Source organism: Marinovum algicola (assembly GCF_900109145.1).
GTDB lineage: Bacteria > Pseudomonadota > Alphaproteobacteria > Rhodobacterales > Rhodobacteraceae > Marinovum > Marinovum algicola.
The window spans coordinates 243,408-257,292 of sequence record NZ_FNYY01000005.1 but is presented as its reverse complement, the minus strand read 5'-3'; the positions used below and the strand labels follow the sequence as shown (position 1 = coordinate 257,292).

The following is a 13,885-nucleotide window of genomic DNA, read 5'->3' as shown; positions in this document are numbered from 1 at the left end:
GATTGCCGACACATCGTCGTGAACCGGGCAACCGCACCCCACTTGGCCGTGCCTCTGCCCGGCCCCGGCCGTCACCGCTTCGCGTCGTTGCGCCAATTGCCGGTGGCGCGGATCGCGCTGGAACTTTCGTCGCGCATCGGAACATTGACGAAACACCACGCCGGGGCCTCGGCTTCGGCTAGCCTGCGCGACTCCCGGCCACGGATACGGGCGCCGGCATAGACCCGCGCGGCCTTGGAGTTGCGCGCCCGGATGCGGTCTCCGGGCCGGGCAAGAATGCCGATCGGCACGGTCTCGACGATCCGCTGCCAATCCTGCCATTGCGGCAGTTGCACGAGGTTGTCGGCCCCCATCAGCCATACGAATTTCACACCTCGGTAATCCCGTCTCAGCGCGTCCAACGTTTCGGCGGTATATCTGGTTCCCGCCCGTGCCTCGTAATCGCTGACCTCCACCTTGGGATGCTGCATGATCCGCCGCGCGGCGGCCATGCGCTCGTCCAGCGGCGCCGGCCCATGCGCCTTGAGCGGATTGCCGGGGCTGAGCAGCCACCACACGCGATCCAGCCCGAACCGCCGGAGCGCCTCGCGGGTGATATGCACATGGCCTTGGTGCGGCGGATCGAAGGACCCGCCCAGCAATCCGATGGTCTGGCCGCGCCGCAGGGCCGGAAAAGGGGTCACCACGTCAGTCCTCTGGTCAAAACGCGCTCATGTCAGGGAAGTGACACAGGTTTGTCAATCGATTGGCCGCAGCGCATCGCCCAGGGCGACCGGTCCGGGCTGCAAGACCCGGGCCGTCATGCCGCCATGTCCGCGCACCGCCGCATAACCGCCGGGGCCGAAGGCCGCCTCCATCCGGCTGCATGGCGCACAGGGACCGGTGAATTCGAGCAGCGCCCCGCCCAGCGCCACCGCCCGCCCCCGCAGCCCGGCGAGGTTGATACCCGAGACCACGAGATTGCGCCGCAGCGCCTCCGCCGGCGCCGCGTCGCGGCCGAGGAACGCCCCGATCACCGCCAGATGCTCGGCCTGGACCAGCGTGACCGCCCGTTTGCCGGCCCGCCCGTGATCGCCGGCGAGCCCGGCTTCGGTCACTTCGACGGTCTCCAGCGCCCGCATCGCGCCGCGCCGCTCCGGCCGGACGCCGATCCACTCGACCCGCCCGGGCCGCGCATATCGCGCGATCAGTTCCGCCATCCGCTCCATCTCGCCCTCCATTGCCCGCCGCACCCTGGGCCGGCCGATGCGAGGCCCGGCCCTGCGCGCGGCCCGATTTCGCCAATGCCAATTGCACCTCGCCCCGTGCCCCGTTATCTAGCCCTGCAAGCAAACCAAGGGGCGAGCAATGGCGGCTTATCAGTACGTGTACCACATGGACGGCGTGTCCAAGACCTATCCGGGCGGCAAGAAATGCTTCGAGAACATCCGTCTCAGCTTTCTTCCCGGGGTCAAGATCGGTGTGGTCGGCGTCAACGGCGCCGGTAAATCCACCCTGCTCAAGATCATGGCCGGGCTCGACAAGGATTTCACCGGCGAGGCCTGGGCCGCCGAGGGCGCCAAGGTGGGATATCTGCCGCAGGAGCCCGAGCTCGACCCGTCGCTCGACGTGCGCGGCAACGTGATGCTGGGCGTGGCGGGGAAAAAGGCCATCCTCGACAAGTACAACGAGCTGGCGATGAACTACTCGGACGAGACCGCCGACGAGATGGCCGCGCTGCAAGACCAGATCGACAGCGAGAACCTCTGGGATCTCGACAGCCAGATCGACGTCGCCATGGAGGCGCTGCGCTGCCCGCCGGACGATGCCGACGTGACCACGCTGTCGGGTGGTGAGAAACGCCGCGTCGCGCTCTGCAAGCTGCTGCTGGAAGCGCCCGAGATGCTGCTGCTCGACGAACCGACCAACCACCTGGACGCGGAAACCATCGCCTGGCTGCAACAGCACCTGATCGACTACAAGGGCACGATCCTGATCGTCACCCACGACCGTTATTTCCTTGACGACATCACCGGCTGGATCCTCGAGCTCGACCGTGGCCGCGGCATCCCCTACGAGGGCAATTACTCGGCCTGGCTGGAGCAGAAGGCCAAGCGCCTGGCCCAGGAGGCCCGCGAGGACAAGGCCAAGCAGAAAACGCTCGAGCGCGAGCTGGAATGGATGCGTCAGGGCGCCAAGGCGCGGCAGGCCAAGTCCAAGGCGCGGATTCAGGCGTATGAAGAGATGGCGGGCCAGTCCGAGCGCGAAAAGATCACCCGCGCCCAGATCGTCATCCCCAACGGCCCGCGCCTCGGCGGCAAGGTGATCGAGGTCGAGGGGCTGAAAAAAGCCATGGGCGACAAGCTCCTGATCGAAGACCTCACCTTTTCGCTGCCGCCCGGCGGCATCGTCGGGGTGATCGGCCCCAACGGCGCCGGCAAATCGACGCTGTTCAAGATGCTGACCGGCGCGGAAACGCCCGACGTGGGGGAAATCACCTATGGCGACACCGTCGATCTGTCTTACGTCGATCAGTCACGCGACGATCTGAAGGCGGACGACACCGTCTGGGAGGCGATCACCGGCGGCGCCGAGATCATTCAGCTGGGCGATGCCCAGGTGAACTCCCGCGCTTATTGCTCCTCGTTCAACTTCAAGGGCGGCGACCAGCAGAAGAAGGTGGGCCTGCTCTCGGGCGGGGAACGCAACCGCGTGCACATGGCGCGGCTTCTGAAAGAAGGCGGCAACGTGCTGCTGCTCGACGAACCGACCAACGATCTCGACGTCGAGACGCTGCGGGCGCTGGAAGACGCGCTGGTGGATTTCGCCGGCTGCGCGGTGGTGATTTCGCACGACCGTTTCTTCCTCGACCGGATCTGCACCCATATCCTGGCCTTCGAGGGCGAGGCGCATGTGGAATGGTTCCAGGGCAACTTCGAGGACTACGAAGAAGACAAGAAACGCCGGCTGGGCGCCGATGCGCTGGAACCGAAACGTCTGAAACACAAGAAGTTTTCGCGGTAAAAATAGAAACGTCTTTGTGGAAACGCAGGGCGCCCCCGTTTCTGTTGCGACCACTTTTCCTTGACGGGCGCGTGTCGGAACCGCGTAGGGTGCGCATTTATTGCGCACCGCTTCGGCCAACCAAACACCGGTGCGCAGTGAATGCGCACCCTACGTGACGTCGTGACCCATCCGGCGCGCGCGATGCACCGACGAAAACGGCCAATCCAGCGGATCGGTCACCCACCCGTGCTTGACCGGGTTCATATGACAATAACCGACCGCCGCCGCGCAATCCCGTGGCCCGCGAAGGTGATGCTCCCAGAACCGCCGGCCAGATGCCCCGTTCCCGCCGGGCCCTGTGGCTGCTCCGACGAGACCCGAGCGGCACCGCTCGTGAAAACCGCGCCTTGATCAGGCTCCACCGGGTTGAGAATTCGCAATCCCCTGCTGGCAATGTCCAGACCGCATGCAGGTGATCCGGCAACACCACCCACGCGTCGATCCGGAATGGGCGGTCTTCCCGCGTCCTGCGCACAGCCTCGCGCAGCACCGTGATGTGGTCGGTCAGGATCGTCCCCCTCCGCTCTGCCACCGCCACGGTAAAGAATACGGTCGCGCCGGAAATCTTCGGTCGGATGTAATTCGGCATCCGCCAAGCCTGGCCCCGACCGGGTTAATGGAGGGTGAACACCCTACGGCACTTCACGCGGCCGTCCCTCGCCATCGATCGCCACGAAGGTAAAGATCGCCTCCGTCACCTTCTCGCGCCCGCCGATGCGTTCGCGGCGGACCCAGGCCTCGACGTCGATCGCCATCGAGCTCCGACCGACCCGGGTGATCTGGCAATAGACGCAGAGCACGTCGCCCACCTTGACCGGCCGGATGAATTTCATCGCGTCCACCGCAATGGTCGCCACCCTACCTTGGGCCTTTTCGCCGGCGACGATGCCCGCCGCGATGTCCATCTGGCTCAGCACCCAGCCACCGAAGATGTCGCCCGACACATTGGTATCCGCCGGCATCGCCAGCGTTCGCAGGGTCAGCTCGCCGTCCGGCCCGTCTGTCGTCTCTGTCATGTCGTCCTGCCCCTGCTGGCTGCTTTGTCGGCCAAGGCTACACCACGCCGCCGCCCCTGCCCAGCACCGGCGCGCCGGCCCCCGGTCTGCCGGCGGAACCAAAGGCCGGAACCGCGCGTTCGCCTCAGACCGGGACGGGACGCAAAGCCCCCGCCCCCTTGACCCGCCACCCCGGAGACCCGCGCCATGCTCTATACCATTCTCGTCATCCTCCTGATCCTTGCCCTGATCGGCGCGCTGCCGCGCTGGGGCCATTCCCGCAGCTGGGGCTACGGCCCCTCGGGCATCCTCGGCGTCGTGCTGGTGGTGCTGATCGTGCTGCTCTTGATGGGCCAGGTCTGAGGCCTGTCATCCTTCCGAAAGGCCGAGGCCGCCCCGGGCGGCCTCTCCCGCCCCTTTACCCCGAAGCCCTCTGCGCCTAGGCTGACCCACAGGGAGCCCGACCATGAGGACACCATATCGCATGTTCGACAATGATTACCCCCTGCTCAGCACCGCCAGTCTGACGGCGCTCATCCTGCACGCCGCCGCCAAGGGGCCGGTGACCCTCGACAGCTGTTCCGACCGGCTCGACGCGCTGTTTCGCCAGGCCGGCAAACCGCCCGGCCTGCCCGAGGACGAACGAAGGGTCAAACTCGCCCGCCAGCTCGACCACCTGCGCATCGCGCGCATTCTCGAGGCCGGAGAAGACGGTGCCCTGCACCTGACGGATCGCGGCCGGCAGGCGTTCGAGGATTACCCCGACGGGCTCGACCAGACCGTGCTGGTGAAATACCGCGAGTTCGCCGAGCACCTGCAAAAGACGGCACATCATTCCGCCGGCATGGACCCGCGGATGGGCTCTTATGACGAAGGCTACATTGCCCGGCAGGAGGGCATCTCGTTCCAGGCCAACCCCTATTCCGAGAACACCGTCGACCATCAATCCTGGGAAAACGGCTGGATGCAGGCGCAGGAACAGGACACCCGCGCCGCGCCGCTGCGGCCGGCCTCGGAGCGCTGAGCCTCAGGGCGCCGCCAGAAGCGCCACCGCATACATGCCGAGGCCAAAGACCGTATGGCCGACGAGGCCCATCAGCCGCACCTTCCAGGGGTTCGGCGTGCGGGCGGCGGCCCACCCGAGCCCCATGCCGGGCTGCAACAGGAACCAGCCGGCTCCGACGGTGACAATCGCGAAAATCCACAGCGGCAGGAAGCTCGGCGCATCCAGCCAGGCCGCGCCGGCGAGCAGCGCGAAGATCACGCCATAAGCGATCCCCACGAAATAATGCACACCCCAGCCCAGCGCCTCTTCGCGGCGCACCGGAGCAACCGCGCCGATATCGTCGTGAAAGACCTGCCCGGCCGGAAGCTGTGCCGCCCAGCGGCCGATCCGCCCCCAGGCCGGGCGCGGCTGTCCGAAGCCGCGGGCCAGAACCTCGGACCAGATGTCCATCGCCAACGTGCCGCCCAGCCCCATGACGATACCGGCCCAGATCAATTCACTCATCACTGTCACTCCTGCCTTGCGCGCCGCGACGCTCGCAGAAGCCGCCGCGACCTGCAAGAAAAAGCGACCGGCGGGTCAGCCGATCCAGCGCAGGATCTGTTCTGACTTCATCATGCCCGACTGACGCGCCGCCTCGCGGCCCCGATGAAACCGGATCATCGTCGGAATGCCACGAATGTTGTAGGCCCCGGCCGCCTGCGCCTCGTCCTGGGTGTTCAGCTTGACCAACCGCGCCCGGGTGCCGGCCTGGCCGGCCGCGCGGTCGAACTCGGGGGCCATCATCTTGCAGGGCCCGCACCAGGGCGCCCAGAAATCCACGACCAGCGGCACCTCGTCATGGCGCGCCGCCTTTCGCAGGGTGGCCAGGTCGATCGCCACCGCCTTGCCCGGCATCAGCCGGGCGCCGCAGGTGCCGCATTTCGGCCCGGCGTCAAGCCGCGCCTCGGGCACCTTGTTCACCTGTCCGCAGTCGAGGCATGTCAGTTTCCGTGCCGTCATATCACCAACCTGTCCTTGATTTCGTGCTTGCGCCTATCTGGGGGCGGCGCGCTCTGGCGGCAAGCCCCGGCCGGCCCGTGCCCGAAATTGCACAGAAGGTGCCGCATTGCCGCCCCAATTTCCGCGCCTACTTGGTCCGATCCAGAGGGACAGGAGACCGTTATGGCCAGTATCGCACTCATCTGCGGCAGTACGCTCGGGGCGTTGACCGGTCTGCTCGGCTGGCTGGTCTTCGGAATGAGCGCCACCATGGCGCTCGAGCTTTACCTCGCGCTCGGCCTGATCGTTCCCGCCGTCGCAACCCTCGCGGCCCGGCCTCGCCGGCAGAGCGAGGACGCTGCCGGCACCGACCCCGTCACCGCCTGAGAGCCAAACGTTGCCCCCGGCCCACGCCGGCCCGACGCCTGCCCGGAGTAACGGATTCCTGACTCCCGCTTGCCGGGGGCCTGCCATATGATTCTTTTGCTCATCGCTGGAGGGACATATGAGGATTTCACGCCGCGCCTTTTTCGGCACTGCCGCCGCTGCCCTGGCCCTGCCGTCGCTTGCCCGGGCCCAGGTCCGACTCGATCCGAAATTCGCACCGCAATATGTGCGCGTCCGGGCCGACATGGCGCCGGGCCAGATCGTGGTGTTGCAGAAATCGCGCTTTCTCTACTTCATCGAAGACCCCGGCCGAGCGCTGCGCTACGGCATCAGCGTTGGGCGCACCGGGCTGGAATTTTCGGGCACCGGCGTGATCCAGGCCAAGAAGGAATGGCCGACGTGGCGCCCCACCGACGCGATGATCGAACGCGAGCCGCAGACCTATGGCCGCTTCAAGGGCAACGATTACGTCCAGCCCGGCGGGCCGGGCAATCCGCTGGGCGCGCGGGCGATGTACCTGTTCCAGAACGGCGTGAACACCTTTGCCGCCATCCACGGCACCGACAATCTCGCCTCGATCGGCAAGGCGGCCTCGAACGGCTGTTTCCGCATGGCCAATGACCACGTGATGGATCTCTATCCGCGCATCCCCCTCGGCACCACGGTCACCGTGCTCTGATCCGGGGCGCCGCGTGGTTTCGTTTTGCCCCTTGACCATGGGCAGGCCAGCGGGGAAAGAGCGCGCATGTTGTTCGATGTTATCGTCATCGGCGCGGGCCCTGCCGGCGCCGCCGCCGCCCGCACCGCTGCCAGCGCCGGGCTGCGCACCGCCTTGGTCGACAAGGCGCGCTTTCCGCGTGACAAGCTCTGCGGCGGCGGTTTCACCGGCCGCGCGGCGCGGTACTATCGCGAGATTTTCGAGACCGATCTGCCCGAGACCTTTGACAGCAAATCTGCGGTAACCCTCTATGGTTTCGGCGAAAAGCTTGGCGTGATCGAGGATATCCCGCCGGTCTACCTGACCATGCGCCTGTCGCTCGACGCCCATCTTGTGGCGCTTGCCCTGGCCGCCGGCGCGGAGGATTTCACCGGCACGAGGATCGCCGAACTGGCGCCCGAGGCCGGCCGCGTGACGCTGGCCCATGGCACCCGGCTCGAGGCGCCGGTGGTGATCGGCGCCGATGGCGTCACCAGCGCCACCGCCCGCGCGCTTTTTGGCCGGCCGTTCGACCCGGCCCGCATCGGCTTTGCGCTCGAGGCCGAGGGCCCCGCCCTGCCCGCCGACGCCCCGCTGCGCATCGACATGGGGGCGGCGAACTGGGGTTACGGCTGGTCGTTCCCGAAAAGTGGCAGCCACACGGTGGGCGTGGGCGGCGTGCACAGCCGCAATCCCGATCTCAAGACGATCATGCGCGCCTATATGGCCGATCTGGACGTGCCGGCCGAAACCCGCGTCAAGGGCCAGTACCTGCCCTTCGGCAAGGCCCGCCGCGCACCCGGGCGCGACAACGTGCTGCTGGCCGGCGATGCCGCCTGGCTGGTCGATCCGGTCACCGGCGAAGGCATCGCCTATGCGATGAAATCCGGCCAGCTTGCCGCCCTCGCGGCGCGCGACGCGCTGGCCCGTCACGAGCCGGATGCGGCGCTGCGGCTCTACCGCCAGCGGCTGCGGCCGATTCTCACCGCCATGCGCCACGCCAACATGGTGCGCCTGCTGCTCTACTGGGGGCCGTTCAAGACCGGATTCGTCCGGGCGGTGCGCAAGTCCGGTCATCTGCGCCACGATTACATGCGGCTTCTGGGCGGCGAGATCGAATATCCCGATCTGATGCGCGCGCTGGTGCGGCGATTGCCCAACTATCTGATGCGCGCACTCGGCAGCGCGAAAGTTCAAGGCGATTCCCCTTGAAACCCTTGCGATCGCTCCGGAACTGAGCCGCCTCCGTCATCGTCTGCTCGGCCTCAGGCGGTCCGCCTCGGGCGCAGCACACCGGGGGTCGCGCCGGGGTTTCATCGCGCCATCGGCCGGCCCGCCTGCCCCGGCGTGACCTTGCCGACGCCCCGGCAGATTGCGAAGAATTCCCCTTGAAATGGCGCCCGCTTCCCCGCATATCTTTCTTGCGAAGTTATCTATCGACCGCTGCTCCTCTACGGCTCAGTCCTTCGATCTGCACTGACTAAGCCGACCTGCCGCAATTCCGCGGGCAGTAACACTAGGAGTAGACACATGGCCACTGGCACTGTGAAATGGTTCAACACCACCAAAGGCTTTGGTTTCATCGCACCCGACGGCGGCAGCAAAGACGTGTTCGTGCACATCTCGGCCGTTGAGCGCTCGGGCCTGACCGGCCTCGCCGACAACCAGAAAGTCACTTTTGACATCAAGCCGGGCCGTGACGGCCGCGAAGCCGCCGAGAACATCGCGCTGGCCTAAGGCTTCTGCCTCGAAGAAATGGAAAGGCCCCGCCATCCGGTGGGGCTTTTTGCTTTCCAAGCTCAGGACTCGCCCGGAACCTCCGCGATCAGCCGTTCCACATGCGGGCCGATCCCCTCGACAATCCGCGCCACACCCTCCGCATTGGGATGGATGCCGTCGCCCTGCATCAGATCCGCGGCGCCGGAAGGATCGCCCCCGTCCGGCAGCAGGATGTCAAAGAACGCCGGCGCCTCCAGCGCGCCATGCTCGGCCGCCAGATCGGCATACATGCCGTCGAACGCCGCCTTGTAGTCGGGCCCGTAATTGCCGGGCGCCCGCATCGGCACAAGCAGCACCGGCATCTCGCGCGCCGCCGCCACCCTGAGAATCCCGTCGAGGTTGTCCCGCGACACCGCCGGATCGAGCCCGCGAAGCACGTCGTTGCCCCCCAGCGCCACGATCATCGCGTCCACCCCGGGGCTCAGGCTCCATTCAACCCGCGCCAGGCCGCCGGCGGTTGTGTCGCCCGACACGCCGCCGTTTATCAGCGTCACATCATGGCCTTGCGCCTCCAGCCAATCCTGCATCTGCGGCACAAACCCCTCATCGGCCATCAGCCCGTAGCCCTGGATCAGACTGTCGCCCAGCGCCAGGATCTCGAGTTCTTCCGCCGCCGCCGGCGCCGCCAGCGTCAAAACAATTGCGCACGCCTTGCTCAACCGCGCGCATACCCCATATGTGAAAAGCTGATACATTGCCCGAAAGGCCCTTTGCATGATTGATCCCGTCCTGTCGCTTAAAGATGTGCATCTGGCGCTCGATGGCAATGCCGGCAGGGTCGAGATCCTGCATGGTATTTCGCTTGATGTCGCCAAAGGCGCCTCGATCGGCCTCATCGGCCCTTCGGGCTCGGGCAAATCCTCGCTGCTGATGCTGATGGGCGGGCTGGAGCGCGCCACCGGCGGCAGCGTCACGGCCCTGGGCGAAGATTTCGGCGCGATGAACGAGGATGCGCTGGCGCGTTTCCGGCGCGATCACATGGGCGTGGTGTTTCAGAGCTTTCATCTGATCCCGACAATGACGGCGCTGGAAAACGTCGCCACGCCGCTGGAGTTGGCCGGCCACCGCGACGCCTTTGAGCGCGCCGAGGCCGAGCTCGAGACCGTGGGCCTCGGCCATCGCGCCGGCCATTATCCCGCACAGATGTCGGGCGGCGAACAGCAGCGGGTGGCGCTGGCCCGGGCCTCGGCGCCACGGCCGCACATCCTGCTGGCGGATGAGCCCACCGGCAACCTCGACGAGGCCAATGGCGGCGCGATCATGGATCTGCTGTTCCATCTCCGCGACCGCCATGGCGCGACACTTGTGCTGGTCACTCATGCCCCTTCGCTGGCCGCGCGCTGTGACCGCGTGGTGCGGCTGCGCGACGGACGGATCGACGCACAGGCCCGCGAGGCGGCGGAATGAGCCTCACCACGGCCGCCCGCTTTGCCCGGCGCGAACTGCGCGGAGGCCTGCGCGGCTTCCGCATCTTCCTCGCCTGCCTGGCGCTGGGTGTCGCCGCGATTGCCGGCATCGGCATGGTGCGCACCTCGATCGCGCTGGGGCTGGAGGAGAAAGGCGCCGAGCTTCTCGGCGGTGACGCCGAGCTGCGCTTCACCTACCGCTTTGCCACGCCCGAGGAACGCGCCTGGATGCAGGATCGCGCCACGAAGGTATCCGAGATCACCGATTTCCGCTCGATGGTGGTGGTCGACCGTAACGACAGCACCGAACGCGCCCTGACCCAGGTGAAATCCGTCGACAGCGCCTATCCGCTGATCGGCGCGGTCACGCTCGAGCCGCCGATGCCGCTGGATGCGGCGCTGGCAGGCACCGGTGCCGTCATGGCCCCGGTTCTGGCCGAACGGCTGGCCCTCTCGCCTGGCGACGATTTCCAGCTCGGCACCGAGACCTTCACGCTTTCTGCCTTGATCGCGCTCGAGCCGGATGATGCCGGCGGCGGCTTTGCGCTCGGACCCCGCACCCTGGTGCGCACCGAGGCGCTGGCAAACTCCGGCCTGCTTCAGCCCGGCACGCTCTTCGAAACCCATTACCGTCTGACCCTGCCCGCCGGCACAGATCTCGACAGTTTCCAATCCGAGGCCAGAGACCGCTTCACCGAAGTCGGCGGGCGCTATCGCGACGCCCGCAACGGCGCGCCGGGGATCGCACGCTTTGTCGACCGGTTGAGCAGTTTCCTGATCCTCGTCGGCCTGTCGGGGCTGGCGGTGGGCGGCGTCGGCGTCTCGGCGGCGGTGCGCGCCTATCTGGCCTCCAAGACCTCGGTCATCGCCACGCTGCGCACGCTGGGCGCCACGCGACAGGTGATCTTTCTCACCTACTTCCTTCAGATCGGCGCGCTGAGCCTGCTGGGCATTGCGCTGGGGCTCACCCTCGGCGCGCTGGTGCCGCTGGCCCTGGGACCGCTGCTGCAAGCGCTGCTGCCGGTGCCGGCGGTCTTTGCCATCCACCCCGGCCCGTTGCTGGAGGCGGCGCTTTACGGCGGCCTCACCGCCTTGATCTTTACCCTCTGGCCGCTGGCCCGCACCGAAGAGATCCGCCCGGCCGCGCTGTTCCGCGATGCCCTGGGCAGTGCCGGCCTGCTGCCGCGCTGGCCGCATGTGCTGGTGATCCTCGCGCTGATCGCCACTCTGCTGGGCGCGGCGGCGCTGTTTTCCGGCTCGTCGATGCTGACACTCTGGACCGCCGGCGGCATCCTCGTGGCGCTCACCGTGCTGGCGCTGGCCGCCGCGCTGATCCGCTGGGCCGCCCGCCGGTCGGGCCGCGCTGCGCGCCACCGGCCGGCGCTGCGCTGGGCCCTTTCGGCGATCTCCGGCGCTCAGGAAGGTGCCGCCTCGACCGTGCTCTCGCTGGGGCTCGGGCTGTCGGTGCTGGCCGCGGTCGGCCAGATCGAAGGCAACATGCGCGCCGCGATCCAGACAGACCTGCCCGACGTGGCGCCCTCGTTCTTTTTCGTCGACATCCAGAAAGACCAGATGCCGGGCTTCCGCGCCCGGCTCGGCGACGACCCCGCGGTGAGCAAGGTGCAGAGCGCGCCGATGCTGCGCGGCATCATCACCCGGATCAATGGCCAACCCGCGCGCGAGGTGGCCGGCGATCATTGGGTGATCCGGGGCGACCGGGGGGTGACCTATTCCGCCGCCCTGCCCGAGGACACGACGCTCACCGCCGGCACCTGGTGGGAACCCGACTACGCCGGCCCGCCGCTGGTCAGCTTTGCCGCCGAGGAAGCGGCCGAGATCGGCCTGCATCTTGGCGACGATATCACCGTCAACATCCTGGGCCGCGACATCACCGCAACCATCGCCTCGTTTCGCGAGGTGGATTTCTCGACCGCCGGGATCGGCTTTGTGATGTCGATGAACCCGGCCGCGCTCGAGGCCGCGCCGCACAGCTTCATCTCGACGGTCTATGCCGAAGAAGCGGCCGAAGCGACGATCCTGCGCGATCTCACCTCGACCTACCCAAATATCACCGCGATCCGCGTGCGCGACGCCGTCGACCGGGTGGCCGAGATCATGGGCGGCATTGCCCAGGCCACCGCCTGGGGCGCGGCGGCAACGCTGCTGACCGGCTTCCTGGTGCTGATCGGCGCGGCGGCGGCGGGCGAACAGGCCCGCACCTACGAGGCGGCAGTGCTCAAGACCCTGGGGGCGGCCCGCGCCCGCATCCTGCAAAGTTTCGCCCTGCGCGCCGCGCTGCTCGGCGCGGCGGCAGGGCTGGTGGCACTGGGGGCCGGGGTGGCCGGGGGCTGGGCGGTGATGACCTATCTGATGGAGGTGGATTTCGCGGTACAATGGTCCTCGGCGCTGCTGATCGTGCTGGGCGGGGTGCTGGCCACGCTGCTGGCCAGCCTCGGCTTTGCCTGGCGGCCGCTGGCGGCCCGTCCGGCGCGGGTGCTGCGGGCGCGCGAGTGAGGCGCGCCCGGAACCCCTTCAGCCGCCGCTCCACCGCCCCTGGCCCGCGCCCGTACAGGCCGAGCTGCGCCAATCCTGCACTTGATCCCTCTCCCGTGGGCTGGCACACCCTGCGCAACCCCAATGACTCGGAGTTCCCATGTCGGACAACCTGCCCATGGCCGTGCACGCGCCGCTGACGCGCGCGCAGAAAACCTCGCTTCTGAACCTCGTCCGCCGCGCCGCCAAGGCCGAGATCCTGCCGCGGTTTCGGGCGCTCGATCCCTCGGAGGTGTCCGAAAAGACGTCCAAGCTCGATCTCGTCACCGCCGCCGACGAAGCGGCCGAGGCTATGATCACCCGTGGGCTGCAAATGGCCTTTCCCTCGGCGGTGATCGTCGGAGAAGAGGCGGCGTCGCGCGATCCCAGGATCCTCGACGCCCTGGGCGATGCCGAACTGGGCTTTCTGATCGACCCGGTCGATGGCACCTGGAATTTCGCCCATGGGCTGTCGCTCTTCGGCACGATGGTGGCGGCGACACGGTTTGGCAAACCGGTCTATGGCATGATCTACGACCCGCTCAACGATGACGTGGTGGTGGCCGACGAGGACAGCCTGACCACCTGGACCGGCCCGCGCGGCCGCCGCCGCACGCTCTCCACCGCCGACGCAAAGCCGCTGTCGGAGATGGTCGGCTACATCCACATGAAGCTGATGCCGGCCGAGGTTCAGCCGCTGGTCGCGGCGCTTTATCCCAAGATCGGACGGCCCGACGCGCTGCGCTGTTCGGCGCATGAATACCGACTGCTGGCCGAGGGCCATTGCGATTTCGTGCTGTCGTGCAAGATGACGCCTTGGGACCATGCCGCCGGCGTGCTGCTCTGCCAGAAGGCCGGCGGGCATGTCGGTTTCCTTGACGGCCGAGAGTATTCCGCCGCCGAGAAAGAGGGTTATTTGCTCTGCGCCGGCTCCGAGGCCACCTGGAAGACCGTGGCCGACGAGCTTGGTTTCCTGCTCGGGCCGAAGCCCGAGAGCGAAACGCTTTCCGACGAGGAATAGGAACAGACGCGGTAGGGTTTCCCCCCACCGCGCCCT

Annotated in this window: 16 protein-coding genes and 1 pseudogene; 10 read left to right on the top strand and 7 right to left on the bottom strand. The window is 67.4% G+C overall.

Features of this window, described 5'->3' with window-relative positions; translation table 11 throughout:
- Window positions 1-71 precede the first annotated feature (71 nt).
- Together BMW90_RS09890 and BMW90_RS09885 are read right to left on the bottom strand one after the other, a co-directional pair.
- A complete protein-coding gene (locus tag BMW90_RS09890) occupies window positions 72-683 on the bottom strand; it encodes a nicotinate-nucleotide adenylyltransferase (protein WP_371398795.1) in 612 nt (203 codons plus the stop codon).
- Between the two features lie 54 nt (window positions 684-737).
- The gene (locus BMW90_RS09885) at window positions 738-1,220 is read right to left on the bottom strand and encodes an MOSC domain-containing protein (RefSeq protein WP_244526475.1); all 483 of its coding nucleotides are present in this window, start codon (window positions 1,218-1,220) and stop codon (window positions 738-740) included.
- A gap of 127 nt (window positions 1,221-1,347) precedes the next feature.
- Between BMW90_RS09885 and ettA the strand changes: the two genes are divergently transcribed.
- Complete coding sequence (gene ettA, locus BMW90_RS09880; protein ID WP_048532622.1) at window positions 1,348-3,003, top strand: energy-dependent translational throttle protein EttA; 1,656 nt, start codon at window positions 1,348-1,350, stop codon at window positions 3,001-3,003.
- 150 nt (window positions 3,004-3,153) lie between these two features.
- Here ettA and BMW90_RS27275 read toward each other — a convergent pair.
- Both BMW90_RS27275 and yciA read right to left on the bottom strand, forming a co-directional pair.
- Window positions 3,154-3,634, bottom strand: a pseudogene (locus BMW90_RS27275) (REP-associated tyrosine transposase).
- A 43-nt stretch (window positions 3,635-3,677) separates the two neighbouring features.
- The gene (gene yciA, locus BMW90_RS09870; protein WP_074836397.1) at window positions 3,678-4,061 is read right to left on the bottom strand and encodes an acyl-CoA thioester hydrolase YciA; all 384 of its coding nucleotides are present in this window, start codon (window positions 4,059-4,061) and stop codon (window positions 3,678-3,680) included.
- Between the two features lie 186 nt (window positions 4,062-4,247).
- Here yciA and BMW90_RS09865 point away from each other — a divergent pair, with 186 nt between their 5' ends.
- A complete protein-coding gene (locus tag BMW90_RS09865; protein ID WP_048532625.1) occupies window positions 4,248-4,403 on the top strand; it encodes a DUF3309 family protein in 156 nt (51 codons plus the stop codon).
- Between the two features lie 103 nt (window positions 4,404-4,506).
- Window positions 4,507-5,064 carry a ribosome modulation factor gene (locus BMW90_RS09860; RefSeq protein WP_244526474.1) on the top strand — a complete coding sequence of 186 codons (558 nt, stop codon included), beginning with the start codon at window positions 4,507-4,509 and terminating at the stop codon, window positions 5,062-5,064.
- A 3-nt stretch (window positions 5,065-5,067) separates the two neighbouring features.
- Here BMW90_RS09860 and BMW90_RS09855 read toward each other — a convergent pair whose 3' ends face one another.
- Both BMW90_RS09855 and BMW90_RS09850 read right to left on the bottom strand, forming a co-directional pair.
- Window positions 5,068-5,550, bottom strand: a complete 483-nt coding sequence (locus tag BMW90_RS09855) for a DUF2938 domain-containing protein (protein ID WP_048532629.1) — start codon at window positions 5,548-5,550, stop codon at window positions 5,068-5,070.
- 75 nt (window positions 5,551-5,625) lie between these two features.
- Window positions 5,626-6,048 carry a thioredoxin family protein gene (locus BMW90_RS09850; protein ID WP_074836395.1) on the bottom strand — a complete coding sequence of 141 codons (423 nt, stop codon included), beginning with the start codon at window positions 6,046-6,048 and terminating at the stop codon, window positions 5,626-5,628.
- 162 nt (window positions 6,049-6,210) lie between these two features.
- Here BMW90_RS09850 and BMW90_RS09845 point away from each other — a divergent pair, with 162 nt between their 5' ends.
- The 4 genes from BMW90_RS09845 to BMW90_RS09830 all read left to right on the top strand — a co-directional run bounded on the left by BMW90_RS09845 (window position 6,211) and on the right by BMW90_RS09830 (window position 8,848).
- Window positions 6,211-6,414, top strand: coding sequence for a hypothetical protein (locus BMW90_RS09845; protein ID WP_074836394.1), 204 nt, complete (start codon window positions 6,211-6,213; stop codon window positions 6,412-6,414).
- A 118-nt stretch (window positions 6,415-6,532) separates the two neighbouring features.
- On the top strand, window positions 6,533-7,093 hold the full coding sequence (locus tag BMW90_RS09840; RefSeq protein WP_074836392.1) for a L,D-transpeptidase: 561 nt from the start codon (window positions 6,533-6,535) through the stop codon (window positions 7,091-7,093).
- Window positions 7,094-7,159: 66 nt separating this feature from the next.
- Window positions 7,160-8,323 (top strand): geranylgeranyl reductase family protein, encoded by a 1,164-nt coding sequence (locus tag BMW90_RS09835; RefSeq protein WP_074836390.1) that lies wholly within the window; start codon window positions 7,160-7,162, stop codon window positions 8,321-8,323.
- Window positions 8,324-8,641: 318 nt separating this feature from the next.
- On the top strand, window positions 8,642-8,848 hold the full coding sequence (locus BMW90_RS09830; RefSeq protein ID WP_048532637.1) for a cold-shock protein: 207 nt from the start codon (window positions 8,642-8,644) through the stop codon (window positions 8,846-8,848).
- Between the two features lie 62 nt (window positions 8,849-8,910).
- Here BMW90_RS09830 and BMW90_RS09825 read toward each other — a convergent pair whose 3' ends face one another.
- Window positions 8,911-9,585: an arylesterase gene (locus BMW90_RS09825; RefSeq protein ID WP_074836385.1), complete on the bottom strand. Its 675-nt coding sequence runs from the start codon at window positions 9,583-9,585 to the stop codon at window positions 8,911-8,913.
- A 19-nt stretch (window positions 9,586-9,604) separates the two neighbouring features.
- Here BMW90_RS09825 and BMW90_RS09820 point away from each other — a divergent pair, with 19 nt between their 5' ends.
- From BMW90_RS09820 to BMW90_RS09810, 3 genes are all read left to right on the top strand, one after another.
- Window positions 9,605-10,297 (top strand): ABC transporter ATP-binding protein, encoded by a 693-nt coding sequence (locus tag BMW90_RS09820; RefSeq protein WP_048532641.1) that lies wholly within the window; start codon window positions 9,605-9,607, stop codon window positions 10,295-10,297.
- Entirely contained in the window at window positions 10,294-12,810 is a 2,517-nt protein-coding gene (locus BMW90_RS09815; RefSeq protein ID WP_074836383.1) for an ABC transporter permease, read from the top strand. The genes BMW90_RS09820 and BMW90_RS09815 overlap by 4 nt, the downstream gene beginning before the upstream one ends.
- Window positions 12,811-12,949: 139 nt before the next feature.
- Window positions 12,950-13,849 (top strand): inositol monophosphatase family protein, encoded by a 900-nt coding sequence (locus BMW90_RS09810; protein WP_048532644.1) that lies wholly within the window; start codon window positions 12,950-12,952, stop codon window positions 13,847-13,849.
- Window positions 13,850-13,885 lie beyond the last annotated feature (36 nt).